Annotated in this window: 22 protein-coding genes; 10 read left to right on the top strand and 12 right to left on the bottom strand. The window is 64.0% G+C overall.

From position 1 onward, the window contains the following. The 9 genes from F3J44_RS25265 to rpsB all read right to left on the bottom strand — a co-directional run. Positions 1-404: POTRA domain-containing protein (locus tag F3J44_RS25265; RefSeq protein ID WP_027615521.1), on the bottom strand; the 404-nt coding region annotated here is incomplete at its 3' end. Between the two features lie 74 nt (positions 405-478). Continuing rightward, positions 479-1,831 (bottom strand): RIP metalloprotease RseP, encoded by a 1,353-nt coding sequence (gene rseP / locus F3J44_RS25260; RefSeq protein ID WP_167070323.1) that lies wholly within the window; start codon positions 1,829-1,831, stop codon positions 479-481. 45 nt (positions 1,832-1,876) lie between these two features. After that, the gene (ispC, locus tag F3J44_RS25255) at positions 1,877-3,067 is read right to left on the bottom strand and encodes a 1-deoxy-D-xylulose-5-phosphate reductoisomerase (protein WP_167070321.1); all 1,191 of its coding nucleotides are present in this window, start codon (positions 3,065-3,067) and stop codon (positions 1,877-1,879) included. Further along, entirely contained in the window at positions 3,064-3,879 is an 816-nt protein-coding gene (locus F3J44_RS25250) for a phosphatidate cytidylyltransferase (protein WP_167277059.1), read from the bottom strand. Before F3J44_RS25250 ends, ispC begins: the two co-directional genes overlap by 4 nt. Next, entirely contained in the window at positions 3,879-4,634 is a 756-nt protein-coding gene (gene uppS / locus F3J44_RS25245; RefSeq protein ID WP_167277056.1) for a polyprenyl diphosphate synthase, read from the bottom strand. Before uppS ends, F3J44_RS25250 begins: the two co-directional genes overlap by 1 nt. A 15-nt stretch (positions 4,635-4,649) precedes the next feature. Then, positions 4,650-5,207: a ribosome recycling factor gene (gene frr, locus F3J44_RS25240; RefSeq protein WP_167070315.1), complete on the bottom strand. Its 558-nt coding sequence runs from the start codon at positions 5,205-5,207 to the stop codon at positions 4,650-4,652. Continuing rightward, positions 5,204-5,947: a UMP kinase gene (gene pyrH / locus F3J44_RS25235; RefSeq protein WP_027920035.1), complete on the bottom strand. Its 744-nt coding sequence runs from the start codon at positions 5,945-5,947 to the stop codon at positions 5,204-5,206. The genes frr and pyrH overlap by 4 nt, the downstream gene beginning before the upstream one ends. A 178-nt stretch (positions 5,948-6,125) precedes the next feature. Next, positions 6,126-6,989, bottom strand: coding sequence for a translation elongation factor Ts (gene tsf / locus F3J44_RS25230; protein ID WP_167277053.1), 864 nt, complete (start codon positions 6,987-6,989; stop codon positions 6,126-6,128). Between the two features lie 184 nt (positions 6,990-7,173). Then, positions 7,174-7,911 carry a 30S ribosomal protein S2 gene (gene rpsB / locus F3J44_RS25225; protein ID WP_027920037.1) on the bottom strand — a complete coding sequence of 246 codons (738 nt, stop codon included), beginning with the start codon at positions 7,909-7,911 and terminating at the stop codon, positions 7,174-7,176. Positions 7,912-8,257: 346 nt separating this feature from the next. On the opposite strand from rpsB, the gene map reads away from it, so the two are divergent. From map to dapC, 3 genes are read left to right on the top strand one after another with little or no spacing between them, the layout of a single operon-like run. Beyond that, positions 8,258-9,040, top strand: a complete 783-nt coding sequence (gene map, locus F3J44_RS25220; RefSeq protein ID WP_167070311.1) for a type I methionyl aminopeptidase — start codon at positions 8,258-8,260, stop codon at positions 9,038-9,040. 38 nt (positions 9,041-9,078) lie between these two features. Continuing rightward, positions 9,079-11,781: a [protein-PII] uridylyltransferase gene (locus F3J44_RS25215; RefSeq protein WP_167277051.1), complete on the top strand. Its 2,703-nt coding sequence runs from the start codon at positions 9,079-9,081 to the stop codon at positions 11,779-11,781. A 30-nt stretch (positions 11,782-11,811) separates the two neighbouring features. Continuing rightward, the gene (dapC, locus tag F3J44_RS25210) at positions 11,812-13,008 is read left to right on the top strand and encodes a succinyldiaminopimelate transaminase (RefSeq protein WP_167070307.1); all 1,197 of its coding nucleotides are present in this window, start codon (positions 11,812-11,814) and stop codon (positions 13,006-13,008) included. A 172-nt stretch (positions 13,009-13,180) separates the two neighbouring features. Here the strand turns inward: dapC and F3J44_RS25205 are convergent, their stop codons facing one another. Continuing rightward, positions 13,181-14,827 (bottom strand): Na+/H+ antiporter, encoded by a 1,647-nt coding sequence (locus F3J44_RS25205; protein ID WP_167070305.1) that lies wholly within the window; start codon positions 14,825-14,827, stop codon positions 13,181-13,183. A gap of 242 nt (positions 14,828-15,069) precedes the next feature. Here F3J44_RS25205 and F3J44_RS25200 point away from each other — a divergent pair, with 242 nt between their 5' ends. The 6 genes from F3J44_RS25200 to F3J44_RS25175 all read left to right on the top strand — a co-directional run bounded on the left by F3J44_RS25200 (position 15,070) and on the right by F3J44_RS25175 (position 18,890). Then, positions 15,070-15,348 (top strand): type II toxin-antitoxin system RelE/ParE family toxin, encoded by a 279-nt coding sequence (locus F3J44_RS25200; RefSeq protein ID WP_167070303.1) that lies wholly within the window; start codon positions 15,070-15,072, stop codon positions 15,346-15,348. Positions 15,349-15,356: 8 nt separating this feature from the next. Beyond that, positions 15,357-15,656 (top strand): type II toxin-antitoxin system antitoxin GraA, encoded by a 300-nt coding sequence (gene graA, locus F3J44_RS25195; protein ID WP_167070301.1) that lies wholly within the window; start codon positions 15,357-15,359, stop codon positions 15,654-15,656. A 126-nt stretch (positions 15,657-15,782) separates the two neighbouring features. Further along, a complete protein-coding gene (locus F3J44_RS25190) occupies positions 15,783-16,130 on the top strand; it encodes an ArsC family reductase (RefSeq protein ID WP_205300177.1) in 348 nt (115 codons plus the stop codon). A gap of 31 nt (positions 16,131-16,161) precedes the next feature. Then, positions 16,162-17,196 carry a 2,3,4,5-tetrahydropyridine-2,6-dicarboxylate N-succinyltransferase gene (gene dapD / locus F3J44_RS25185; protein ID WP_167070297.1) on the top strand — a complete coding sequence of 345 codons (1,035 nt, stop codon included), beginning with the start codon at positions 16,162-16,164 and terminating at the stop codon, positions 17,194-17,196. Positions 17,197-17,277: 81 nt separating this feature from the next. Next, a complete protein-coding gene (locus tag F3J44_RS25180; RefSeq protein WP_167277045.1) occupies positions 17,278-18,483 on the top strand; it encodes a cysteine desulfurase in 1,206 nt (401 codons plus the stop codon). Beyond that, on the top strand, positions 18,480-18,890 hold the full coding sequence (locus F3J44_RS25175) for a SufE family protein (protein WP_167277042.1): 411 nt from the start codon (positions 18,480-18,482) through the stop codon (positions 18,888-18,890). Before F3J44_RS25180 ends, F3J44_RS25175 begins: the two co-directional genes overlap by 4 nt. 84 nt (positions 18,891-18,974) lie before the next feature. Here the strand turns inward: F3J44_RS25175 and tcdA are convergent, their stop codons facing one another. Then, entirely contained in the window at positions 18,975-19,784 is an 810-nt protein-coding gene (tcdA, locus tag F3J44_RS25170; protein ID WP_167070291.1) for a tRNA cyclic N6-threonylcarbamoyladenosine(37) synthase TcdA, read from the bottom strand. Positions 19,785-19,919: 135 nt separating this feature from the next. On the opposite strand from tcdA, the gene F3J44_RS25165 reads away from it, so the two are divergent. Further along, entirely contained in the window at positions 19,920-22,508 is a 2,589-nt protein-coding gene (locus tag F3J44_RS25165; protein WP_167070289.1) for a glycosyltransferase, read from the top strand. 30 nt (positions 22,509-22,538) lie between these two features. Here F3J44_RS25165 and F3J44_RS25160 read toward each other — a convergent pair whose 3' ends face one another. Beyond that, entirely contained in the window at positions 22,539-23,618 is a 1,080-nt protein-coding gene (locus tag F3J44_RS25160) for a DUF1120 domain-containing protein (RefSeq protein WP_167277039.1), read from the bottom strand. Positions 23,619-23,689: the final 71 nt, after the last annotated feature.

Below are 23,689 nucleotides of genomic sequence, written 5' to 3'. Positions count from 1 at the left end.
TCGTTACGCACGCCTTCGAGGGTGGCACGCTGGAAGATCTCGCCTTCGGCCAGGCCCGACTGCTTCAGGCCCTTCATCAGGTCTTCGGTGCTGATCGCCTTGTTGCCTTCGATCTCGATGCTCGACACCGACGGGCGCTCGACCACGTTGATGATCAGCACGTTACCGTCGCGGTTGAGCTGGATGTCCTGGAAGAAGCCGGTCTTGAACAGCGAACGGGTGGAATCCACCAGCCGCCGGTCATCAGCCTGGTCGCCGACGTTCAGCGGCAGGGCGCCGAACACGCTGCCAGCGGAAACCCGCTGCAGGCCGTTGACACGAATATCGGAGATGGTGAAGGACTCGGCGTGAACTTCAGCGATCATCAGTGCGGACATGACCGCAGTTAGCAGCAGACGTTTCATGAAGTCCTTTTATTCCAACTGGCAATAAACTACCCGCCGCATGGAGACGGCCGGTTCGCAATTGAGCGAAGCTTTTATAGTCGACCCAGATCGTTGATCAGGGCGAGCAACATCACCCCTACGACCAAACTGATACCGATCTGGACCCCCCAACCTTGCACCCGATCCGACAGCGGACGACCGCGCGCCCACTCGACCAGGTAAAACAGCAAATGCCCCCCATCCAGTACCGGGATGGGCAGCAGGTTAAGAACCCCCAGGCTAATGCTCAGGTAGGCCAGGAAATTAAGGAAATCCCCCACGCCGGACTGGGCTGAAGCGCCCGCCACTTTAGCAATGGTTATCGGTCCACTCAAGTTTTTTACCGAGAGCTCCCCGAACAGCATTTTCTTCAGCGATTCAAGGGTCAGGATGCTCATGTTCCAGGTACGCGACAAGCCCTCGCCCACCGCCTCAAGCGGGCCGTAGCGCACCTCGCGAAGCATGCTGGCCGGCCACTCGCCGCCCTTCACGCCCGCGCCCAGGTAGCCACCCACGGCCTTGCCCTCGCCCTTGCGCGCCAGGGTGACGGGCACATCCAGCATCGCGCCATCGCGCTGCACGCGCAGCAGCACCTTGGCCTCGGGGCGGGCACGCACGCTGTCTACCACCTGCTGCCAGTCGCTCAGCGCCACGCCGTCGAGGGCCAGCAGGGTATCGCCAGTCTTCAGACCAGCGGCAGCGGCCGGCCCCTTGGGGTCGATCTCGGCCAGCACGGGTGTGATCGCCGGGCGCCATGGCCGCAGGCCCAGGGATTGAATCGGGTCGGGCTCGTCGGCGCCCTTGAGCCAGCTGTCGAGTTTCACCTGCACCTGATGCTCGGCGCTGGCGCCTTCGTCGCGCACCCCAACCAGCAGCGTGCCGCTTTCGCCCAGGCGGCGAACCAGTTGCAGGTTGACAGCTGACCAACCACTGGTCGGTTTGCCATCGATGGAAACAATTTCCTGACCGGCGGCAAGACCCGCCGAGGCCGCCAGGCTGCCAGACTCCACCGCACCGATCACCGGGCGAATCTGCTGGCTGCCGAGCATGGCCAGCAGCCAGAAGAACACAATGGCCAGCAGGAAGTTGGCAATCGGGCCGGCAGCGACGATGGCGATGCGCTGGCGCACCGACTTGCGGTTGAACGACTGGCCGGCCAGCGCTGACGGCACGTCGCCCTCGCGCTCGTCGAGCATCTTGACGTAGCCGCCCAAAGGAATCGCCGCCACGACGAATTCGGTGCCCTGTTTGTCATGCCAGCGCAGCAGCGGCGTGCCGAAGCCTACCGAGAAACGCAGCACCTTCACGCCACAGCGGCGCGCAACCCAGAAATGGCCGAATTCGTGGAAGGTGACCAATACACCCAACGCCACCAGGGTGCCGATAATCATGTAGAGCGCAGTCATGTGTTTCTCCGAATGACGTTCAGCAGAACCCCGGGGCCTTGGTAATCAGCGGCCGTGGCGTCGCAGCCACTCGCGGGACAACTCCCGCGCCCGCTGGTCGGCGGCAAATACCGCATCCAGCGAGGGCAGCGCCACCACCGGTTCCTGGTCGAGCACCTGTTCGATCATACCCGCGATCTCCGGGAAGCGGATACGCCGCTGGAGAAATGCCTCGACCGCGACCTCGTTGGCCGCATTGAGCACTGCAGGGGCACTGTTGCCAGCCTCGGCCGCCTGCCGCGCCAGGCGCAGGCAGGGGAAGCGCTGCTCATCGGGTGCCTGGAAGTCCAGGCGGGCGATGGCGAACAGGTCCAGCGGAGCGACACCGGAGTCGATACGCTCGGGCCAGGCCAGGGCATTGGCGATGGGGGTGCGCATGTCCGGGTTGCCCAGCTGGGCCAGCACCGAACCGTCCACGTAGTCCACCAGCGAATGGATCACGCTCTGCGGGTGCACCACCACCTCGACCTTGGCTGGGGTTGCATCGAACAGCCAACAGGCCTCGATCAGCTCCAGCCCCTTGTTCATCATGCTGGCCGAGTCCACCGAAATTTTCCGGCCCATGGACCAGTTGGGGTGGGCACAGGCCTGCTCTGGCGTGACATCGGCCAGGGCTGCGTGCGGCGTCTCGCGAAACGGCCCGCCCGAGGCGGTCAGCAGGATACGGCGCACGCCCACCTGACCCAGGCCGCGAGCATAGTCCACCGGCAGGCACTGGAAGATAGCGTTGTGCTCGCTGTCGATCGGCAGCAGCACGGCGCCACTGCGCCGCACGGCGTCCATGAACAGCGCGCCGGACATCACCAGCGCCTCCTTGTTGGCCAGCAGCACCTTCTTGCCCGCCTCGACAGCAGCCAAGGTCGGGCGCAGGCCCGCCGCGCCGACAATCGCCGCCATCACCGCGTCAACTTCCGGCGCACCGGCCACGGCGCAGAGGCCCGCCTCCCCTTCCAGCACCTCGGTGGCACAAGCGGCAGCCGCTAGGCCCTCGCGCAGGCGCGCGGCGGCCTCGCCGTTCGGTACCACGGCATACGCCGGGCGATGCCGCACGCAAAGGGCCAGCAGTTCATCGATACGCGAGTAGCCGCTGAGGGCGAACACCTGGTAACGCTCGGGGTGGCGGGCGATCACATCCAGGGTGCTGAGGCCGATCGAGCCGGTGGCCCCGAGCACGGTAATCCGCTGCGGGGCGCTCACATCACACCCCATTCGGCAGCCCACAGCAGCACGGCGAAGATCGGGATGGCCGCGGTCAGGCTGTCGATACGGTCGAGCACGCCACCATGGCCCGGCAGCAGGTTGCTGCTGTCCTTGATGCCGGCGCGGCGCTTGAACATGCTTTCGGTCAGGTCACCGACCACCGACGACATGACCACCAGCGCCGCCCCCATCAGGCCCAGCAGAATCTGGCCGATACCCCAGTCGCGGGTGATACCGACCACCAGGGTGATGACCAGGCTCACCGCCAGGCCGCCGTAAACGCCTTCCCAGCTCTTGCCCGGGCTCACCTGCGGGGCCAGCTTGCGCTTGCCAAAGGCACGGCCCGAGAAATAGGCACCGATATCGGCCGCCCACACCAGCACCATGACCGACAGGATCAGCCAATTACCCAGTTGCCAGTGCTTGAGCAGGATCAAGCCCTGCCAGGCCGGCAGCAGGATCAACAGGCCGATCAGCAGCTTGCAGGCGGCACTGGCCCACAATTCGCTGCTGCGGGGGTAGGTCAACACCAGCCAGGTGGCCAACGCCCACCAGATCACCGACGCACCCAGCACCCAGGGCGCTAGGTCTGGCATCAGGTGCAGCAACATCAGCGCACCGGCCACCACGGCGGCATAGGCGATGCGCAGTGGCTGGGCCATCAGCCCAGCCAGGCGCGCCCATTCCCAGGCGCCCAGGGTGACCACGAAGCCGATGAACAGGGCGAAGTCCCCGCCATTGAGCAGGAAAAAACCACCCAGCGCGATCGGCAACAGGATCAGCGCAGTAATGATGCGTTGTTTAAGCATTAAGCACGAGCTCCAGCCTCGACCTGCTCGCTGGTTTTACCGAAGCGGCGCTGGCGCGAAGCGAAATCGGCCAGGGCATTGCGCATGGCCTCGTGTTTGAAGTCCGGCCAGTACAGGTCGGAGAAGTACAGTTCGGCATACGCCAACTGCCACAGCAGGAAGTTGCTGATGCGGCGCTCGCCACCGGTGCGGATGCACAGGTCCGGCAACGGCAGTTCGCCGGTGGCCAGGCACGTCTGCAACAGGCCGGGGGTGATGTCGTCCGGGCGCAGGTGACCGGCCTGAACTTCACGCGCCAGGCGCTGGGCAGCCTGGGCAATATCCCACTGGCCGCCGTAGTTGGCGGCGATCTGCAGGATGAAGCGATTGTTGCCCGCGGTCAGCGCCTCGGCTTCGCGCATGGCGGCCTGCAGCTCTGGGTGGAAACGCGAGCGGTCACCGATGATGCGCAGGCTGATGTTGTTCTCGTTCAGGCGCTTGGCCTCGCGACGCAAGGCCGAGAAGAACAGCTCCATCAACGCCCCGACCTCTTCGGCCGGGCGCTGCCAGTTCTCGCTGGAGAACGCGAACAGGGTCAGTACCTCGACCCCGGACTGGGCGCACACCTCGATGACCGCGCGCACCGCATCGACGCCGGCCTTGTGCCCGGCAACGCCGGGCAACAGGCGCTTCTTCGCCCAGCGGTTGTTGCCATCCATGATGATCGCGACATGACGCGGCACCGAGGACGGTGCCGCCAGCTTGGTCTTTTCCATTAAAAAACCCCGGCCTTAGACGGCCATCAGGTCCTTTTCCTTGGCTTTGTATGCAGCATCGACTTCAGCAATGAACTTGTCGGTCAGCTTCTGGATCTCGTCCGCTGCACGACGCTCTTCGTCTTCGCTGATTTCCTTGTCCTTGGTCAGCTTCTTCAGGTCGCCCAGGGCATCGCGACGCACGTTGCGCACGGCCACCTTGGCATCTTCGGCAACGCCGCTGGCCTGCTTGGTGTAGCCCTTGCGGGTTTCTTCGGTCAGGGCCGGCATCGGTACACGGATGGTGGTACCGGCGCTGGATGGGTTCAGGCCCAGGTCGGAGGTCAGGATCGCCTTCTCGATGGCGGCACTGAGGTTCTTGTCGTGGGCAACGATCTTCAGGGTACGGGCATCTTCAACGGTGATGGCGGCAACCTGGTTCAGCGGCATCTCGCTGCCCCAGGCAGTGACCTTGACGGTATCCAGGATGCTTGGGTGAGCGCGGCCAGTACGGATTGCCGCCAGGTGGCGACCCAGGGCCTCGATGGACTTACCCATGCGCTCCTGCGCGTCTTTCTTGATATCGTTGATCATTTTTGAACTTCCTCGATCAGAGTTCCTTCCGCGCCGCCATGCACGATGTTCAGCAAGGCGCCGGGCTTGTTCATGTTGAAGACGCGCAGCGGCATCTTGTGGTCGCGGCACAGACAAATGGCCGTCAGATCCATTACACCCAGCTTGCGATCCAGCACTTCATCGTAGGTCAGATGATCGAACTTCTCGGCATGCGGGTCCTTGAATGGATCTGCAGTGTATACACCATCGACCTTGGTTGCCTTCAATACCACGTCGGCATCGATTTCGATGGCGCGCAGGCAAGCGGCGGAGTCGGTGGTGAAGAACGGGTTGCCAGTGCCGGCAGCGAAAATTACCACTTCCTTGGCATTCAGGTGGCGCATGGCTTTGCGGCGATCGTAGTGATCGGTCACACCCACCATGGAGATGGCCGACATGACGATGGCGGTAATGTTCGCCCGCTCCAGCGCATCGCGCATGGCCAGGCCATTCATCACGGTTGCCAGCATGCCCATGTGGTCGCCGGTGACGCGGTCCATGCCGGCTGCACTGAGCGCCGCACCACGGAACAGGTTGCCACCGCCGATAACCAGACCGACCTGAACGCCGATACCGACCAGTTGGCCGACTTCCAGCGCCATGCGATCCAGGACTTTCGGGTCGATCCCGAACTCTTCCGAGCCCATCAGGGCCTCGCCGCTAAGCTTGAGTAGAATGCGTTTATAGCGAGCCTGATGACCACTGCCCTGCTGAGCCATTGCGAATCTCTCCTGCGGCGTTTGTAAAAATTCTGGCGGGCTGCTTGAGCCTGCATGTAACTCTAACGTGACGCAGCGACTGCGTCAGCGAGCAACGGCCTTGAAAACCGCTCCCGCTTTGACAAAGAGGCTGCGCGCGTGAGCGGGCAGCCTCTTTGGGGCGACAGACGGGGCTGTCTTACTGCTTGGCAGCAGCTACCTGGGCGGCAACTTCGGCAGCGAAGTCGTCGACCGGCTTCTCGATGCCTTCGCCAACCTTGAAGTAGGTGAAGGAAACGATTTCAGCACCGGCTTTCTTGGCCAGCTCGCCAACTTTGACTTCTGGGTTCATGACGAAAGCTTGCTCTTTCAGCGAAGCTTCGGCCTTGAACTTGGCGATACGACCGGCAACCATGTTCTCAACGATGTTTTCCGGCTTGCCGGCGATCTTGTCAGCGTTCAGCTGCAGGAATACGCCCTTCTCGCGCTCGATGGCCTCGGCGGAGATTTCCGACGAATCCAGGAACTCTGGGTTCGAAGCTGCAACGTGCATGGCGATGTTCTTGGCCAGCTCGACGTCGCCGCCTTTCAGAACGACGGCAGCGCCGATCTTGTTGCCGTGCAGGTAGGCGCCGACCACGTCGCCTTCAACGCGCACCAGGCGACGGATGTTGACGTTTTCGCCGCACTTGGCAACCAGGGCTTCACGAGCAGCTTCACGCGAGGCGATCAGCGGAGCGGCGTCGGTCAGCTTCTGGGCGAAGGCTTCTTCCAGGCTTTCGGCCACGAAGTTCTTGAAGTCGTCTTGCAGGGCCAGGAAGTCGGTCTGCGAGTTCACTTCCAGCAGGACGGCGGATTTGCCGTCGGTCTTGACGGCGATGGCGCCTTCAGCAGCCACGTTGCCAGCCTTCTTGGCGGCCTTGATGGCGCCCGAGGCACGCATGTCGTCAATGGCTTTCTCGATGTCGCCGCCGGCCTTTTCCAGGGCCTTTTTGCAATCCATCATGCCTTCGCCGGTACGCTCGCGCAGTTCTTTGACCAGCGCCGCAGTAATTGCTGCCATTTCAAAATCCTCTTGGAAAGTTTTTCAACCATTCCACCCGTTCGACACGGGCGTTAAATTCTGCAAATCGCTGCCTTGATATCAGCTCGCCCATGATGCGGGGCCGTTGCTGACAGCAGGATTTCAAGGTGGCAAAAAGGGGGCCAAGCCCCCTTTTCGCGTGCCAAGTAGACGCTAGCGCCTATTACTCAGCAGCAGGTGCAGCCGCTTCTTCAGCGTAGACTTCAGTGCCGCCGGCAACGTTGTTGCGGCCGCGGATGACGGCGTCAGCCATCGAAGTCATGTACAGCTCGATAGCGCGAATGGCGTCATCGTTACCTGGGATAACGAAGTCAACGCCTTCTGGGCTGCTGTTGGTATCGACAACGCCGATAACCGGGATGCCCAGCTTGTTGGCTTCGGTGATAGCAATGCGCTCGTGGTCAACGTCGATCACGAACAGGGCATCAGGCAGGCCGCCCATGTCCTTGATACCACCCAGGCTGCGATCCAGTTTTTCCAGGTCGCGGGAACGCATCAGGGCTTCTTTCTTGGTCAGCTTGGCGAAGGTGCCATCTTCGGCCTGGGTTTCCAGGTCGCGCAGACGCTTGATCGATGCACGGATGGTTTTGTAGTTGGTCAGCATGCCGCCCAACCAACGGTGGTCAACGTATGGCGAACCTGCACGAGCTGCTTGCTCGGCAACGATCTTGCCGGCGGAACGCTTGGTGCCGACGAACAGGATCTTGTTCTTGCCCTGGGCCAGGCGTTCTACGAACGACAGAGCGTCGTTGAACATCGGCAGGGTTTTTTCCAGGTTGATGATGTGGATCTTGTTACGCGCGCCGAAAATGTACTTGCCCATTTTCGGGTTCCAGTAACGGGTCTGGTGGCCGAAGTGCACACCGGCCTTCAGCATATCGCGCATATTGACTTGGGACATGATAGTTCCTTGATAAGTCGGGTTGGGCCTCCACGTATCCCAATGACCAACCCGCGAATTCGTGAATCCGGGGCACCCAGGCCATCGTGTCGACACGTGTGTGGGTTTAGTGCTGACGGGGTCGTCCCCGAAAGCGGCGCATTTTATACCACAGACCGCGAGCGAACGGAACCCGGATCGGGTCGCGTCCGTCAGCGCTTTTTGCAGCACCCCGGCAAACAGGCCAGAATGCCTTCCATAGACAGCAGCATGGCCGCCTTTATCCCGACAGAATGCCGCCCCGCTCTGTTAGAATCCGGCCTTTCCCGTTTGTTCGCGCCGCCAGCGGCGCCGTAGAGAGCCTGTAATGACCGTCACCATCAAGACTGCAGAAGACATCGAGAAGATGCGCATCGCCGGCCGCCTGGCCGCCGAGGTGCTGGAAATGATCGAGGAACACGTCAAGCCCGGTGTCACCACCGAGGAGCTCGACCGCCTCTGCCACGACTACATCGTCAACGTCCAGCAGGCCATCCCGGCGCCGCTCAACTACAAGGGCTACCCCAAGTCGATCTGCACCTCGATCAACCACGTGGTGTGCCACGGCATTCCCAACGAAAAGCCACTCAAGGACGGTGACACGCTCAACATCGACATCACCGTGATCAAGGACGGCTACCACGGCGACACCAGCCGCATGTTCCACGTCGGCACCGTGCCGGTATGGGCCGAGCGCCTGTCCAAGGTCACCCAGGAGTGCATGTACAAGGCCATCGAGCTGGTCAAGCCGGGCTGCCGCCTGGGCGACATCGGCGAAGTGATCCAGAAGCACGCTGAAAAGAACGGTTTCTCGGTGGTGCGCGAGTTCTGCGGCCATGGCATCGGCAAGGTGTTCCACGAAGAGCCGCAGATCCTGCACTACGGCCGCGCGGGCACCGGCATGGAACTCAAGGAAGGCATGACCTTCACCATCGAGCCGATGATCAACCAGGGCAAGGCCGACACCAAGGTACTGGGCGACGGCTGGACCGCCATCACCAAGGACCGCAAGCTCTCGGCCCAGTGGGAACACACCCTGGTGGTGACCGCCACCGGCTACGAGATCTTCACCCTGCGCAAGGACGACACCATCCCGCGCACCTCGGCCTGATTGCCCCCAGGCCACTTCACAGACAGGAACGCGACGCGATGCCCCAGGTGGATCCCGAGCTGTTCGACCGCGGCCAGTTCCAGGCGGAACTGGCCCTCAAGGCGAGCCCCATCGCCGCCTTCAAGAAAGCCATCCGCCAGGCCGGCGAGGTGCTCGACAAGCGTTTTCGTGCCGGCGCCGAAATCCGCCCGCTGATCCAGGCCCGCGCCTGGCTGGTCGACAACATCCTGCAACAGGCCTGGAACCAGTTCGACTGGGGCGACCCCAGCGGCATCGCCCTGGTGGCGGTGGGCGGCTATGGCCGCGGCGAGCTGCACCCACACTCGGACATCGACCTGCTGATATTGCTCGGCGCCGCCGAGCACGAACAGTACCGCGACGCCATCGAGCGCTTTCTTACCCTGCTCTGGGACATTGGCCTGGAAGTGGGCCAAAGCGTGCGCAGCATCGACGAATGCGCCGAGCAAGCCCGCGCCGACCTGACGGTAATCACCAACCTGATGGAAAGCCGCACCATCGCCGGCCCCGAAGAACTGCGCCAGCGCATGCTCGAAGCCACCAGCACCGCGCACCTGTGGCCAAGCAAGGAATTCTTCCTGGCCAAGCGTGCCGAACTCAAGGCCCGCCACCACAAGTACAACGACACCGAGTACAACCTCGAACCCAACGTCAAGGGCTCGCCCGGCGGCCTGCGCGACATCCAGACGGTGCTCTGGGTAGCCCGCCGCCAGTACGGCACCTTGAACCTGCATGCACTGGCCGGCGAAGGTTTCCTGCTGGAAAGCGAGAACGAGCTGCTGGCCTCTTCCCAGGACTTCCTGTGGAAGGTGCGCTACGCCCTGCACATGCTCGCCGGCCGCGCCGAAGACCGCCTGCTGTTCGACCACCAGCGCAGCATCGCCGCGCTGCTGGGCTACACCGACGAGAACCCCAAGCGGGCCATCGAGCAGTTCATGCAGCAGTACTACCGGGTGGTGATGAGCATCAGCCAGCTGTGCGACCTGATCATCCAGCACTTCGAGGAAGTCATCCTCGCCGATGACGACAGCGGCACCACCCAGCCGCTCAACGCACGCTTCCGCCTGCACGACGGCTACATCGAAGCGGCCAAGCCGAACGTGTTCAAGCGCACCCCGTTCGCCATGCTGGAAATCTTCGTGCTGATGGCCCAGCACCCGGAAATCAAGGGCGTGCGCGCCGATACCGTGCGCCTGCTGCGCGAACACCGGCACCTGATCGACGAAACCTTCCGCAAGGACATCCGCAACACCAGCCTGTTCATCGAGCTGTTCAAGTGCGAAATCGGCATTCACCGCAACCTGCGGCGGATGAACCGCTATGGCATCCTTGGCCGCTACCTGCCGGAGTTCGGCCTGATCGTAGGGCAGATGCAGCACGACCTGTTCCACATCTATACGGTCGATGCGCACACCCTCAACCTCATCAAGCACCTGCGCAAGCTGCAGTACACGCCGGTGTCCGAGAAATTCCCGCTGGCCAGCAAGCTCATGGGCCGCCTGCCCAAGCCCGAGCTGATCTACCTGGCCGGGCTCTACCACGACATCGGCAAGGGCCGCCAGGGCGACCACTCCGAGCTCGGTGCGGTGGATGCGCAGAAGTTCTGCGAGCGCCACCAGCTGCCGGCCTGGGACACCCGGCTGATCGTCTGGCTGGTGCAGAACCACCTGGTGATGTCGACCACCGCCCAGCGCAAGGACCTGTCCGACCCGCAGGTCATCAACGACTTCGCCCTGCACGTGGGCGATGAAAAACGCCTGGACTACCTCTATGTGCTGACCGTGGCCGACATCAACGCCACCAACCCCAGCCTGTGGAACTCCTGGCGCGCCAGCCTGCTGCGCCAGCTCTACACCGAAACCAAGCGCGCCTTGCGCCGGGGCCTTGAGCACCCACTGGACCGCGAGGAGCAGATCCGCCAGACCCAGTCCGCGGCGCTGGACATCCTGGTGCGCGAAGGCACCGACCCGGACGATGTGGAACAGCTCTGGTCGCAATTGGGCGACGACTATTTCCTCAAGCACAATGCCGCGGACGTTGCCTGGCACAGCGATGCGATCCTGCAGCAGCCGGCAGACGGCGGCCCGCTGGTGCTGATCAAGGAAACCACCCAGCGCGAATTCGAAGGCGGCACGCAGATCTTCATCTACGCGCCCGACCAGCACGACTTCTTCGCCGTGACCGTGGCGGCCATGTCGCAGCTGAACCTGAACATCCATGACGCGCGGATCATCACCTCCAGCAGCCAGTTCACCCTCGACACCTACATCGTGCTCGACAATGACGGCGGCTCGATCGGCGACAACCCACAGCGGGTTCGGCAGATACGCGACGGCCTGACCGAAGCGCTGCGCAACCCCGAGGACTACCCGACCATCATCCAGCGCCGGGTACCGCGCCAGCTCAAGCACTTCAACTTCCCACCGCAGGTGACCATCCTCAACGATGCCCAGCGCCCGGTGACCATCCTCGAAATCACCGCACCCGACCGCCCGGGCCTGCTGGCCCGCCTGGGGCGGATCTTCCTGGAGTTCGACCTGTCGCTGCAAAATGCCAAGATCGCCACCCTTGGCGAGCGCGTGGAAGACGTGTTCTTCATCACCGACGCCGACAACCAGCCGCTGTCCGACCCGCAACTGTGCAGCCGCCTGCAGGAAGCCATCGTGCAGCAACTGCAGGCCGGCCAGGCGAGCGATACCAGCCCGACCCGCGTGACCTTTTAACGACTAGACGATTGACGAGAACTTGCGCCGATGAACCATGCCTTGACCCAGCTCCAGCCCTACCCGTTCGAAAAGCTTCGTGCCCTGCTGGGCAGCGTGCAGCCTGCGGCGGACAAGCGTGCCATCGCCCTGTCGATCGGTGAGCCGAAGCACGAATCGCCGGCGTTCGTCGCCCAGGCCATGGCCGACAACCTCGACAAGCTGGCGGTCTACCCCAGCACCCTGGGCCTGCCAGCCCTGCGCCAGGCCATCGGCCAGTGGTGCGAACGCCGCTTCGGCGTGCCGGCCGGCTGGCTGGACGCCGAGCGTCACATCCTGCCGGTGAATGGCACCCGCGAAGCGCTGTTCGCCTTCACCCAGGCCGTGGTCAACCGCGCCGACGACGGCCTGGTGGTCAGCCCCAACCCGTTCTACCAGATCTACGAAGGTGCGGCCCTGCTGGCCGGGGCTACCCCGCATTACCTGCCATGCCTGGAAAACAATGGCTTCAACCCAGACTTCGATGCCGTGCCGGCCGAGGTGTGGAAACGCTGCCAGATCCTCTTCCTGTGCTCGCCAGGCAACCCCACCGGCGCCCTGGTGCCGATGGACACCCTGAAAAAGTTGATCGCCCTGGCGGACGAGCACGATTTCGTGATTGCCGCCGACGAGTGCTACAGCGAGCTGTACTTCGACGAGGACGCGCCACCACCGGGCCTGCTGAGCGCCTGTGCGGCGCTTGGCCGCAGCGATTTCGCCCGTTGCGTGGTGTTCCACAGCCTGTCCAAGCGCTCCAACCTGCCGGGCCTGCGTTCGGGCTTCGTCGCCGGTGATGCATCGATCATCAAGCCGTTCCTGCTGTACCGCACCTACCACGGCTGCGCCATGCCGGTGCAAACCCAATTGGCCAGCATCGCCGCCTGGCAGGACGAGGCCCATGTGCGCGAGAACCGCGACCAATACCGCGCCAAGTACGATGCGGTGCTGGAGATCCTGCAGCCGGTGTTGGACGTGCAGCGCCCGGATGGCAGCTTCTACCTGTGGGCCAAGGTGCCGGGCGATGACGCTGCCTTCACCCGCGACCTGTTCGAGGCGCAGCACGTGACCGTGGTGCCGGGCTCGTACCTGTCGCGTGAAGTGGGCGGTGTGAACCCCGGCGCTGGCCGGGTGCGCATGGCGCTGGTAGCGCCGTTGGCCGAGTGCATCGAGGCGGCGCAGCGGATTCGCGCGTTCTTGCAGAATCGTTAACTGCCCCACACCCGTTGGCGCTGGGCCCTGGTAGGAGCGAGCGCAGCTCGCGATGGGGCGCGCAGCGGCCCTAGGTTTTCAGCTTCGCAGCACAGGATGTCGGGGCTGCTTTGCAGCCCATCGCGAGCTCTGCTCGCTCCTACCAGGCCGGCGCAAAATCCGTTGCGCCGGCCTACCTGACCTGCCCCAGGTTGGCCTCACTCATATCCAGCTCGCCCAGTACCTGGCGCACCACCTCATCGCCCACCAGGTGCTGGCGATGCAAGCTGTACAGCTCCAGCCGCTGCGCCCGCAGCGCCCGCAAGCGCAAACGGCGCTCCAGCAAATCCATCTGCTCGGCCAGCGCACGTGCCTCGGCAGTGTCGTTGTAGCTGTCCAGCTCATCCCGGTACTCGGCCATCAACCGCGCCTTCAACTCGGTCGCCAAGGTGGCCTGTGCCGCATCCTGGGGTGCATTGGCATCGATCACTTCCTCTGCTTCCAGGGCGTGGATCGCCGCCTCCGCCGTCCGCCGCCAGGCCTCCTGCACTTCCTGATGCAGCCGTTCATCAGGGCTCTTGGTGATGCCACGCAGCAACAGCGGCAAGGCGATGCAGGCACCGATCAGCGACAGCAGGATCACCCCGGCGGCAATGAATATCAGCAAGTCGCGCTCGGGAAACGCCTGGCCCGCCCCCATCAGCAACGGCACCGACATCACGCCCGCCAGGGTCACCGCCCCGCGCACCCCACCCAAGGTCAGCAGCCAGCAAGAACGCATGGTTGGCATCAGCACCAGGGCCGGCTTGCCTCGCCAGCGGCGCACCACGCCAATGGCCCGCCAGATGCTCTGCACCCAGACGAAGCGCAGCAGGATCAGCGCGGCGAAGATCGCCAGCACATCCAGGCAGCGCCAGGCCAAGGTAGGCCATACGGTGGTTTCGTGGCTGACAACGGCCTTGATGATGTCGGGCAACTGCAGGCCCAGCAGCAGGAAGATCAAGCCGTTGAAGGCAAACTCCAGCAGCGACCAGACACTGCGGTTGAGCAAGCGGGTGCTGGTCTGGCGTGGCAGCAGGTCGAGCCAGCTCTGCATCATGCCGGCAGCCACTGCCGAGAGGATGCCCGACACGCCCAGGCGTTCGGCGAGCACGTAGGCGGCGAAGGGCAGCAGCAACATGAACACCACGTGGGTGGCCGGGTCATCCCAGCCGCGGGCGATCATCCAGGCGCGCAAACGGCCGATCAGCCAGCTCAGGGCCACCCCCACCGCCAGGCCACCAAGGGCGACCAGCACAAAACTGAAACTGGCATCGGCCAGCGAGAACGCGCCGGTAATGGCAGCCGCCAGGGCGAACTTGAAGGTCACCAGGCCCGAGGCGTCGTTCATCAGGGCCTCGCCCTGCAGCATGTGCATCAGCGGGGTCGGCAGGCGGTCCTGGGTGATTGCCGATACCGCCACCGCGTCGGTGGGCGACAGCACGGCGGCCAGGGCGAAGGCCACCGGCAGTGGAATGCTCGGCAGCAACCAATGAATGAAGTAACCGGCACCGACCACGGTGAACAGCACCAGCCCCACGGCCAAGGCCACCACCGGCCCGCGGATGCGCCAGAGCTCACGCTTGGGGATTCGCCAGCCGTCGGCGAACAGCAATGGCGGCAGGAACAGGAACAGGAACAGTTCAGGGTCCAGGGCCACATGCAGGCCCAATGTCGGCCAGGCCAACAGCGCGCCGGCGGCGATCTGCACCAGGGGCAACGGCAGCGGGATCATGCGCCCGACCAGTTTTGACACGCTTACCAGCGTCAGCAGGATGAGGACGGTGTAGGCGGACTGCATCCGTGAAGGCTTCCTTTCTTGAACCTGAAACGACGAACGGGGGGCGAGAGATCGCCATTGAAACAATATGTTAGCGGTCATCGATGAATCGATACCGCTGCACGATAGTCGCAGGTGCCCGGTAAATATGTAACATGATAATACCCAGGCATCGTGAATATCTCGGGTGCCTGGGTTCACTTGTAAAGTCGACACAGGGCCGTATAATCAAGCTTAACGAATAACGTTAAGCATTCAGGCGCATGATTCGAAGCTTCATCTGTACTGATACGCAAGCACTCTTCACCACTGGGAAGACACGGCGATGGGCTGATATCAAATCAGTCGCAGAACGCAAACTGGCCATGCTCGATGCTGCATCAGAACTACGTGACCTGCGCTCGCCACCCGGTAATCGCCTGGAGGCCCTGAGCGGCAACCGTACTGGCCAGCACAGCATTCGTGTCAATGACCAATGGCGCCTGTGCTTTACCTGGACCGATAACGGTCCGGCCAACGTTGAAATTGTCGATTACCATTGAGGTGCATCATGCTCAAGAACGGTATGCGTCCAATCCATCCCGGTGAAATCCTGCGAGAGGACTTCCAGAAAGAAATGGGCTTCAGCGCCGCCGCGCTGGCCAGGGCCTTGGGCGTCGCTACCCCCACCGTCAACAATATCCTGCGCGAGCGGGGCGGCGTCTCCGCCGATATGGCGCTGCGCCTGGCCGTCTGCCTCGACACCACGCCCGAGTTCTGGCTCAACCTGCAAAGCGCTTTCGACCTGCGCACCGCCGAGCAGCAACATGGCGATGAGATCCTCGGATCGGTTCAGCGTCTGGTCGCCTGAGCCGTATCCCCGATCGATCAACAGGAGCGCCACGGGCGTGGCGCCGCGAGGATCGTTCCCGCATAATCCCGCGACTGACATTCGGAAATGGAGAGATTGGGGCAGCCTTTGGCCTCAATGCACACAATGACCTACACGCTCTACGGCATCAAAGCCTGCGACACCATGAAAAAGGCGCGTACCTGGCTCGACGAAAAAGCCATCGCCTACCAATTCCATGATTACAAGACCCAAGGCATCGACCGTGACAGCCTGAACCGCTGGTGCGACGAACACGGCTGGGAAGTCATCCTCAACCGTGCCGGCACCACCTTCCGCAAGCTCGACGACGCCAGCAAGGCCGACCTCGACCAGGCCAAGGCCGTCGAACTGATGCACGCCCAGCCGTCGATGATCAAGCGCCCGGTGCTCGACCTTGGTGGTCGCACCCTGGTCGGCTTCAAGCCCGACCAGTACGCCGCCGCGCTGGCCTGAGCCCCTACCCTATTTCGCACGAGGTAATCACATGTCCAATACCCTGTTCAGCCTGGCCTTCGGTGTCGGCTCCCAGAACCGCCAGGGCACCTGGCTGGAAGTGTTCTACGCACAACCCCTGCTCAACCCGAGCGCCGAGCTGGTTGCCGCGGTAGCGCCAATTCTCGGCTACGAAGGTGGCAACCAGGCCATCGCCTTCAGCAATGCCCAGGCCGCCCAGCTGGCTGAAGCCGTGAAAGGCGTCGATGCCGCCCAGGCCGCCCTGCTGACCCGCCTGGCCGAAAGCCACAAGCCGCTGGTCGCCACCCTGCTGGCCGAAGATGCAGCGCTGAGCTCCACCCCGGAGGCCTACCTCAAGCTGCACCTGCTGTCGCACCGCCTGGTCAAGCCACACGGCGTGAGCCTGGCCGGTATCTTCCCACTGCTGCCGAACGTGGCCTGGACCAACCAGGGCGCCGTCGACCTGGGCGAACTGGCCGAGCTGCAACTGGAAGCGCGCCTGAAGGGCGAGCTGCTGGAAGTGTTCTCGGTGGACAAGTTCCCGAAAATGACCGACTACGTGGTCCCGGCCGGCGTGCGCATCGCCGACACCGCCCGTGTGCGCCTGGGCGCCTACATCGGCGAAGGCACCACCATCATGCACGAAGGCTTCGTCAACTTTAACGCCGGCACCGAAGGCCCTGGCATGATCGAAGGCCGCGTGTCCGCTGGCGTATTCGTCGGCAAGGGCTCGGACCTGGGCGGCGGCTGCTCGACCATGGGCACCCTGTCGGGCGGCGGCAACATCGTCATCAAGGTCGGCGAAGGCTGCCTGATCGGCGCCAACGCCGGTATCGGCATTCCGCTGGGCGACCGCAACACCGTTGAAGCTGGCCTGTACATCACCGCCGGCACCAAGGTGAACCTGCTGGACGAGAACAACGAGCTGGTCAAAGTGGTCAAGGCCCGCGACCTGGCTGGCCAGACCGACCTGCTGTTCCGCCGCAATTCGCTCAACGGCGCGGTGGAGTGCAAGACCCACAAGTCGGCCATCGAGCTGAACGAGGCGCTGCACGCCCACAACTGAGAACCCATGGCGGTTTGAAGTGTTAAGATCGGGTCTGGCGTGCATGCGCCAGACCCGATTTTCATTCCAGGCCCCGCGAACATGTTCCAGCCCTCCCCCTGGCGCGCCGATTTCCCCGCCATCGCCGCACTGCAACGCCAGCACCAGACTTACCTGGACAGCGCCGCTACCACCCAGAAACCCCAGGCCCTGCTCGACGCCTTGAGCCACTATTACGGCCATGGTGCGGCCAACGTGCACCGTGCCCAGCATTTGCCTGGCGCGCTGGCGACCCAGGCCTTCGAAGCCAGCCGGGACAAGGTGGCTGCCTGGCTCAATGCCGGGACCTCGCAGCAGATCGTGTTCACCCATGGCGCCACCTCGGCGCTGAACTTGCTGGCCTATGGCCTGGAACACCGCTTCGAGGCGGGCGATGAGATCGCCATCAGCGCCGTGGAACACCACGCCAACCTGCTGCCCTGGCAGCAACTGGCGCAGCGGCGCAACCTGCGCCTGGTGGTACTGCCGCTGAACGATCATGGCCACATCGACCTCGACCAGGCCCTGCAACTGATCGGCCCACGCACCCGCGTGCTCGCCATCAGCCAACTGAGCAACGTGCTGGGCACCTGGCAGCCGCTGCCAGCGCTGCTGTCCCACGCCCGCGCCCAAGGCGCGCTGACCGTGGTCGATGGCGCCCAGGGCGTGGTGCATGGCCGCCATGACGTGCAGCAACTGGGCTGCGACTTCTATGTGTTCTCCAGCCACAAGCTGTACGGCCCGGAGGGTGTCGGCGTGCTGTATGGTCGGCGCCAGGCGCTGGACGCGCTGCGCCACTGGCAATTCGGCGGCGAGATGGTGCAACTGGCCGACTATCAAAGCGCCAGCTTTCGCCCTGCGCCGCTGGGCTTCGAGGCCGGAACCCCGCCGATTGCCGGGGTGATCGGCCTGGGGGCCACGCTCGACTACTTGGCCAGCCTCGACGCCCAGGCCGTGCAGGCCCACGAAGCCAGCCTGCACCAACACCTGCTGCGCGGCCTGGCCGACCGCGAGGGTGTGCGGGTGATTGGCTCGCCGCAGGCGGCCTTGGCCAGCTTCGTGATCGACGGCGTGCACAATGCCGACATCGCCCACCTGCTGACCGAGCAGGGCATCGCCGTGCGCGCCGGGCACCATTGCGCCATGCCGCTGCTCAAGGGGCTGGGCCTGGACGGGGCGATTCGGGTGTCCCTTGGGCTGTACAACGACAGTGACGACCTGCAACGTTTCTTCGACGCGCTCGATCAGGGCCTGGAGTTGTTGCGATGACCCTGCCGATTCCGGCCCAGGAGGCCTTGGCCCAGTTCGAGCAAGCGCGGGGTTGGGAGCAGCGGGCGCGGCTGCTGATGCAAATTGGCGATCGCCTGGAGCCCTTGGACGAGGCCGAGAAGGTCGAGGCCAACCGCGTGCATGGCTGCGAAAGCCTGGTGTGGCTGGTGGCCGAACGGGTAGACGGCCTGTGGCGGTTCAAGGCGAGCAGCGATGCGCGGTTGTTGCGGGGGTTGCTGGCGCTGCTGTTGGTGCGGGTGCAGGGGTTGGGCAGTGTGGAACTGGCCGGCCTGGACTTGCGTGAATGGTTCAGCCAGCTGGGGCTGGAGCGCCAGCTTTCGCCTTCGCGCAGCAATGGGTTGCATGCGGTGTTGCAGCGGATGGCGGAGTTGGTGGCTACCGCTTAAGTCGGCGGCGCCTGCTTCGCGGGGCAAGCCCGCTCCTACAGAGACCGTATACGCCGTTGTGGGAGTGGGTTACTCGCGGCACGGTTATTCGGGCTTGACCCGCTCCGAGGGCCGCCGCGCCCCCGCCACCAACTTCTCGATGGCCTTGCTCGCCGCCACCATGCCGAACGTCGCGGTCACCATCATCACCGCACCAAAGCCGCCGGCGCAGTCCAGGCGCACGCCTTCACCGACGAAGCTCTTCTGCAGGCACACACTGCCGTCGCCCTTGGGGTAACGCAGCTGCTCGCTGGAAAACACGCATGGCACGCCATAGTTGCGGCTGGTGTTGCGCGAGAAGTTGTAGTCCCGGCGCAGGGTGGAGCGCACCCGCGAGGCGAGCGGGTCGTTGAAGGTCTTGTTGAGGTCACCGACCTGGATCTGCGTTGGGTCGATCTGCCCGCCCGCACCGCCGGTGGTGACGATGGCGATCTTGCGCCGCCGGCACCAGGCGATCAATGCGGCCTTGGCCATCACGCTGTCGATGCAGTCGACCACCGCATCCAGCTGTTCGGTGATGTACTCGGCCATGCTGTCGCGGGTGACGAAATCGGCCACTGCATGCACCGTGATCGCCGGGTTGATCGCCCGCAGGCGTTCGGCCATCACCTCGACCTTGGGCCGCCCCACCTGCCCTTCCAGGGCGTGGGCCTGGCGGTTGGTGTTGCTGACACAGACATCGTCGAGGTCGAACAGGGTGATTTCGCCCACGCCACTGCGCGCCAGCGCCTCGGCCACCCACGAGCCCACCCCGCCAATGCCGACCACCGCCACATGGGCCTGGTTCAGGCGCTGCAGGCCCTCGTCGCCGTACAGCCGGGCAACGCCGGCAAAGCGTGGATCTTCTGTGCTCATGTGGATACCCCTGGGCGCTCTACCGCAAAAAACCGGCGCGCATTATAGGCCAGTGGCCGCCTCTACCTCCATCGTTAGGAAACACCCTACCATTGCTGCTTTAATATCCTTTCACTTGTACAGAAACGGACCACAATGTCTTCTCGCAAATTCGGCCTCAACCTGGTGGTGGTCCTGGCCATCGCCGCGCTGTTCACCGGTTTCTGGGCGTTGATCAACCGCCCGGTTTCCGCACCTGCCTGGCCGGAACAGATCTCCGGCTTCTCGTACTCGCCGTTTCGCCTTGGCGAAAGCCCGCAAAAGGGCCAGTACCCCAGCGAGGACGAGATGCGCCAGGACCTTGAGCAGCTGAACAAGCTGACCGACAACATCCGTATCTACACCGTTGAAGGCACCCAGGCCGAAATTCCCCGGCTGGCCGAGGAGTTTGGCCTGCGGGTAACCCTGGGCATCTGGATCAGCAAGGACCTTGAGCGCAACGAACGCGAGATCGCCAAGGGCATCGAACTGGCCAACCATTCGCGCAGCGTGGTGCGCGTGGTGGTCGGCAACGAAGCGCTGTTCCGCGAAGAGGTCACGCCCGAGGAACTGATCCAATACCTCGACCGCGTGCGCGCCGCCGTCAAGGTGCCCGTGACCACCAGCGAGCAGTGGCACATCTGGAAGGAACACCCGGAGCTGGCCAAGCATGTCGACCTGATTGCCGCGCACATCCTGCCGTACTGGGAATTCGTGCCGGTGAAAGACTCGGTGCAGTTCGTGCTCGACCGCGCCCGCGAGTTGCGCCACCAGTTCTCGCACAAGCCCCTGCTGCTGTCGGAAGTCGGCTGGCCGAGCAACGGCCGCATGCGCGGCGGCGCCGACGCCACCCAGGCCGACCAGGCCATCTACCTGCGCACCCTGGTCAACACCCTCAACCGCCGCGGCTACAACTACTTCGTCATCGAAGCCTACGACCAGCCCTGGAAGGCCAACGACGAAGGCTCGGTGGGCGCCTACTGGGGCGTGTACAACGCCGAGCGCCAGCAGAAGTTCAACTTCGAAGGGCCGGTGGTGGCAATTCCTCAGTGGCGAGCCCTGGCGGTGGCCTCGGTGGTACTGGCAATGATCGCCCTGGCCGTGCTGCTGATCGACGGCTCGGCGCTGCGCCAGCGCGGGCGTACCTTCCTGACCTTCATCACCTTCCTGTGCGGGTCGGTGCTGGTGTGGATCGCCTATGACTACAGCCAGCAGTACAGTACCTGGTTCAGCCTCACCGTTGGCGTGCTGCTGGCACTCGGTGCGCTGGGCGTGTTCATTGTGCTGATGACCGAGGCCCACGAGCTGGCCGAGGCGGTGTGGACGCTCAAGCGCCGCCGCGAATTTTTGCCGGTGCACGCCGACAGTGCCTACCGGCCCAAGGTGTCGGTGCACGTGCCTTGCTACAACGAGCCCCCGGAGATGGTCAAGCAGACCCTCGACGCCCTGGCCGCCCTCGATTACCCAGACTACGAAGTGCTGGTGATCGACAACAACACCAAAGACCCCGCCGTGTGGGAACCGCTCAAGGCCCACTGCGAAAAGCTCGGCGAGCGCTTCAAGTTCTTCCATGTCGCGCCACTGGCCGGCTTCAAGGGCGGCGCACTGAACTACCTGCTCCCGCATACCGCCAAGGACGCCGAAGTGATCGCGGTGATCGACTCGGACTACTGCGTGGACCGCAACTGGCTCAAGCACATGGTGCCGCACTTCGCCGACCCGAAGATCGCCGTGGTGCAGTCGCCCCAGGACTACCGCGACCAGCACGAAAGCGCCTTCAAGAAGCTTTGCTACAGCGAGTACAAGGGTTTCTTCCACATCGGCATGGTCACCCGCAACGACCGTGACGCGATCATCCAGCATGGCACCATGACCATGACCCGGCGCAGCGTGCTGCAGGAACTGGGCTGGGCCGAATGGTGCATCTGCGAGGATGCCGAGCTGGGCCTGCGGGTGTTCGAGCAAGGCCTGTCGGCCGCCTACGCCCACAACAGCTACGGCAAGGGCCTGATGCCCGACACCTTCATCGACTTCAAGAAGCAGCGCTTCCGCTGGGCCTACGGCGCCATCCAGATCATCAAGCACCATGCCGGCGCCCTGCTGCGCGGCAAGGGCAGCGAGCTGACCCGTGGCCAGCGCTACCACTTCCTGGCCGGCTGGCTGCCATGGATTGCCGACGGCATGAACATCTTCTTCACCGTCGGTGCGCTGCTGTGGTCGGCGGCGATGATCATCGTGCCGCACCGGGTCGATCCGCCGCTGATGATCTTCGCCATCCCGCCGCTGGCGCTGTTCTTCTTCAAGGTCGGCAAGATCGTGTTCCTCTACCGTCGCGCAGTGGGGGTGAACCTCAAGGATGCCTTCGCCGCGGCGCTGGCGGGGCTGGCGTTGTCGCACACCATCGCCAAGGCGGTGCTGTACGGGTTCTTCACCAGCAGCATGCCGTTCTTCCGCACGCCGAAGAATGCCGATAGCCATGGCTTGCTGGTGGCGATTTCCGAGGCGCGCGAAGAGCTGTTCATCATGTTGCTGCTGTGGGGCGCGGCGGCCGGGATTTTCCTGGTGCAAGGCCTGCCCAGTTCAGACATGCGCTTCTGGGTGGCCATGCTGCTGGTGCAGTCGTTGCCGTATGTGGCGGCGCTGGTGATGGCGTTCCTGTCGTCGCTGCCCAAGCCGGTCGCCGAGGCGCAACCGGTACACACCTGACCGCAAGGGGTGGCCGCCTGGAGCCGGCGCTCATAGATAGACGAGCTCCAGCGTGGCCGCACCATCGACGGCAATCTCGTCACGCAGGTCGAGCTGGCGCAACGGCGCCACGTACAGCTCGACCTTCAGCATGGCTTCAAGCCGCCTGATCGATGTGGGGCCAGCGCCTGTGGCTTGGCCACTTGCGAACCCCAGCAGGCGATGGTCGGTGTGAAAGAAAGCCGGGCCCGCGCTCGGTACCCAACCCGCTTCACCCGGCATGGCATACAGCGGGTGCAACGCGCGCCCATCGCCCAGCAGCGCCCCGTCGAACTGCAATGACCAGGCAAGGCCATCATTGGCCTGGCTGCCTGCGCCGAACAGGGCGGTGCTGGCCGCCACCTGCGCGGGGCGCAAGCTGCCTGCCTGGCGGTTATCCATCGCCCGCAGGGCGAACCGGGTAGGCCCTTCACAGGCCACGGAGGCAGACAGGGCGCGGTGCAAGGTGCTGGTTGTGTCGGGCGACAACCGGCCGGGCTCGATCACCCCAAAGTCCACCCGCCCGCCATTGCCCAGGTGCAGTGTGCACGCAGCGGGAACGACACGGGCGTGTAACGCCAGCTCAGCCGCCCCACCGCCAACTTCCAGCAGGCCGCTGGCCTGCAGCTGTGCGTCACTCGGCGCCTGGGATGCCTGGCCGAGCCAGCCCTGAACGGTAAGCTGGGCGGTGAACCGTGTACCGCCAAGCGGGCTGTTTGCCTGCAACGGCATAACCTGCATGCCAGGCAGCCAGCGAAGCGGGTCACCCTGTGCCAGCCCATGGTCACGCGAGCTTGCGGCCCCCAGGGCCACCGGCTGCCCATCGAGCCTGGCATCGGAAAGCTGCAGTGAATACGTTCCCCGCTCGCCGAAACCGAAGTGTTCGCCATCTGCCCCATCGGCCAGGTAGCGTAAGACCATTTCCGTGCTCTTAGGGCACTGCACCGCCAATTGCAGCCGCCGCTCCCCCAACCGGTACCGATTGCCCAGGTTTTCCAGCTGGGTCTGGTTGACCTGGCCAAACTCGATCAGCGGCTGCCCAAGCGAAACTTGGCAGTTAGGGGCGGCGGCGAGGGCTGTTTGGGCAATCATCAGCAAACCCAGCCCGCCGAGCAGCATGGCGTACCGACCTGGGCGGCAAGTAGCCGCCTGCATTGGCCTGG

Source organism: Pantoea sp. Tr-811 (assembly GCF_011752535.1).
Classification (GTDB): Bacteria; Pseudomonadota; Gammaproteobacteria; order Pseudomonadales; family Pseudomonadaceae; genus Aquipseudomonas.
Note: the sequence above shows the minus strand (reverse complement) of the source record. Positions and strands in the feature narration are given on the sequence as shown.

Coding starts and splice junctions, on each gene's coding strand:
- rseP (WP_167070323.1), bottom strand. CDS start 1,831: ATGACTGCGCTCTACATGATTATCGGCACCCTGGTGGCGTTGGGTGTA.
- F3J44_RS25250 (WP_167277059.1), bottom strand. CDS start 3,879: ATGCTTAAACAACGCATCATTACTGCGCTGATCCTGTTGCCGATCGCG.
- uppS (WP_167277056.1), bottom strand. CDS start 4,634: ATGGAAAAGACCAAGCTGGCGGCACCGTCCTCGGTGCCGCGTCATGTC.
- frr (WP_167070315.1), bottom strand. CDS start 5,207: ATGATCAACGATATCAAGAAAGACGCGCAGGAGCGCATGGGTAAGTCC.
- pyrH (WP_027920035.1), bottom strand. CDS start 5,947: ATGGCTCAGCAGGGCAGTGGTCATCAGGCTCGCTATAAACGCATTCTA.
- tsf (WP_167277053.1), bottom strand. CDS start 6,989: ATGGCAGCAATTACTGCGGCGCTGGTCAAAGAACTGCGCGAGCGTACC.
- rpsB (WP_027920037.1), bottom strand. CDS start 7,911: ATGTCCCAAGTCAATATGCGCGATATGCTGAAGGCCGGTGTGCACTTC.
- map (WP_167070311.1), top strand. CDS start 8,258: ATGACCGTCACCATCAAGACTGCAGAAGACATCGAGAAGATGCGCATC.
- F3J44_RS25215 (WP_167277051.1), top strand. CDS start 9,079: ATGCCCCAGGTGGATCCCGAGCTGTTCGACCGCGGCCAGTTCCAGGCG.
- dapC (WP_167070307.1), top strand. CDS start 11,812: ATGAACCATGCCTTGACCCAGCTCCAGCCCTACCCGTTCGAAAAGCTT.
- F3J44_RS25205 (WP_167070305.1), bottom strand. CDS start 14,827: ATGCAGTCCGCCTACACCGTCCTCATCCTGCTGACGCTGGTAAGCGTG.
- F3J44_RS25200 (WP_167070303.1), top strand. CDS start 15,070: ATGATTCGAAGCTTCATCTGTACTGATACGCAAGCACTCTTCACCACT.
- graA (WP_167070301.1), top strand. CDS start 15,357: ATGCTCAAGAACGGTATGCGTCCAATCCATCCCGGTGAAATCCTGCGA.
- F3J44_RS25190 (WP_205300177.1), top strand. CDS start 15,783: ATGACCTACACGCTCTACGGCATCAAAGCCTGCGACACCATGAAAAAG.
- dapD (WP_167070297.1), top strand. CDS start 16,162: ATGTCCAATACCCTGTTCAGCCTGGCCTTCGGTGTCGGCTCCCAGAAC.
- F3J44_RS25180 (WP_167277045.1), top strand. CDS start 17,278: ATGTTCCAGCCCTCCCCCTGGCGCGCCGATTTCCCCGCCATCGCCGCA.
- F3J44_RS25175 (WP_167277042.1), top strand. CDS start 18,480: ATGACCCTGCCGATTCCGGCCCAGGAGGCCTTGGCCCAGTTCGAGCAA.
- tcdA (WP_167070291.1), bottom strand. CDS start 19,784: ATGAGCACAGAAGATCCACGCTTTGCCGGCGTTGCCCGGCTGTACGGC.
- F3J44_RS25165 (WP_167070289.1), top strand. CDS start 19,920: ATGTCTTCTCGCAAATTCGGCCTCAACCTGGTGGTGGTCCTGGCCATC.
- F3J44_RS25160 (WP_167277039.1), bottom strand. CDS start 23,618: ATGATTGCCCAAACAGCCCTCGCCGCCGCCCCTAACTGCCAAGTTTCG.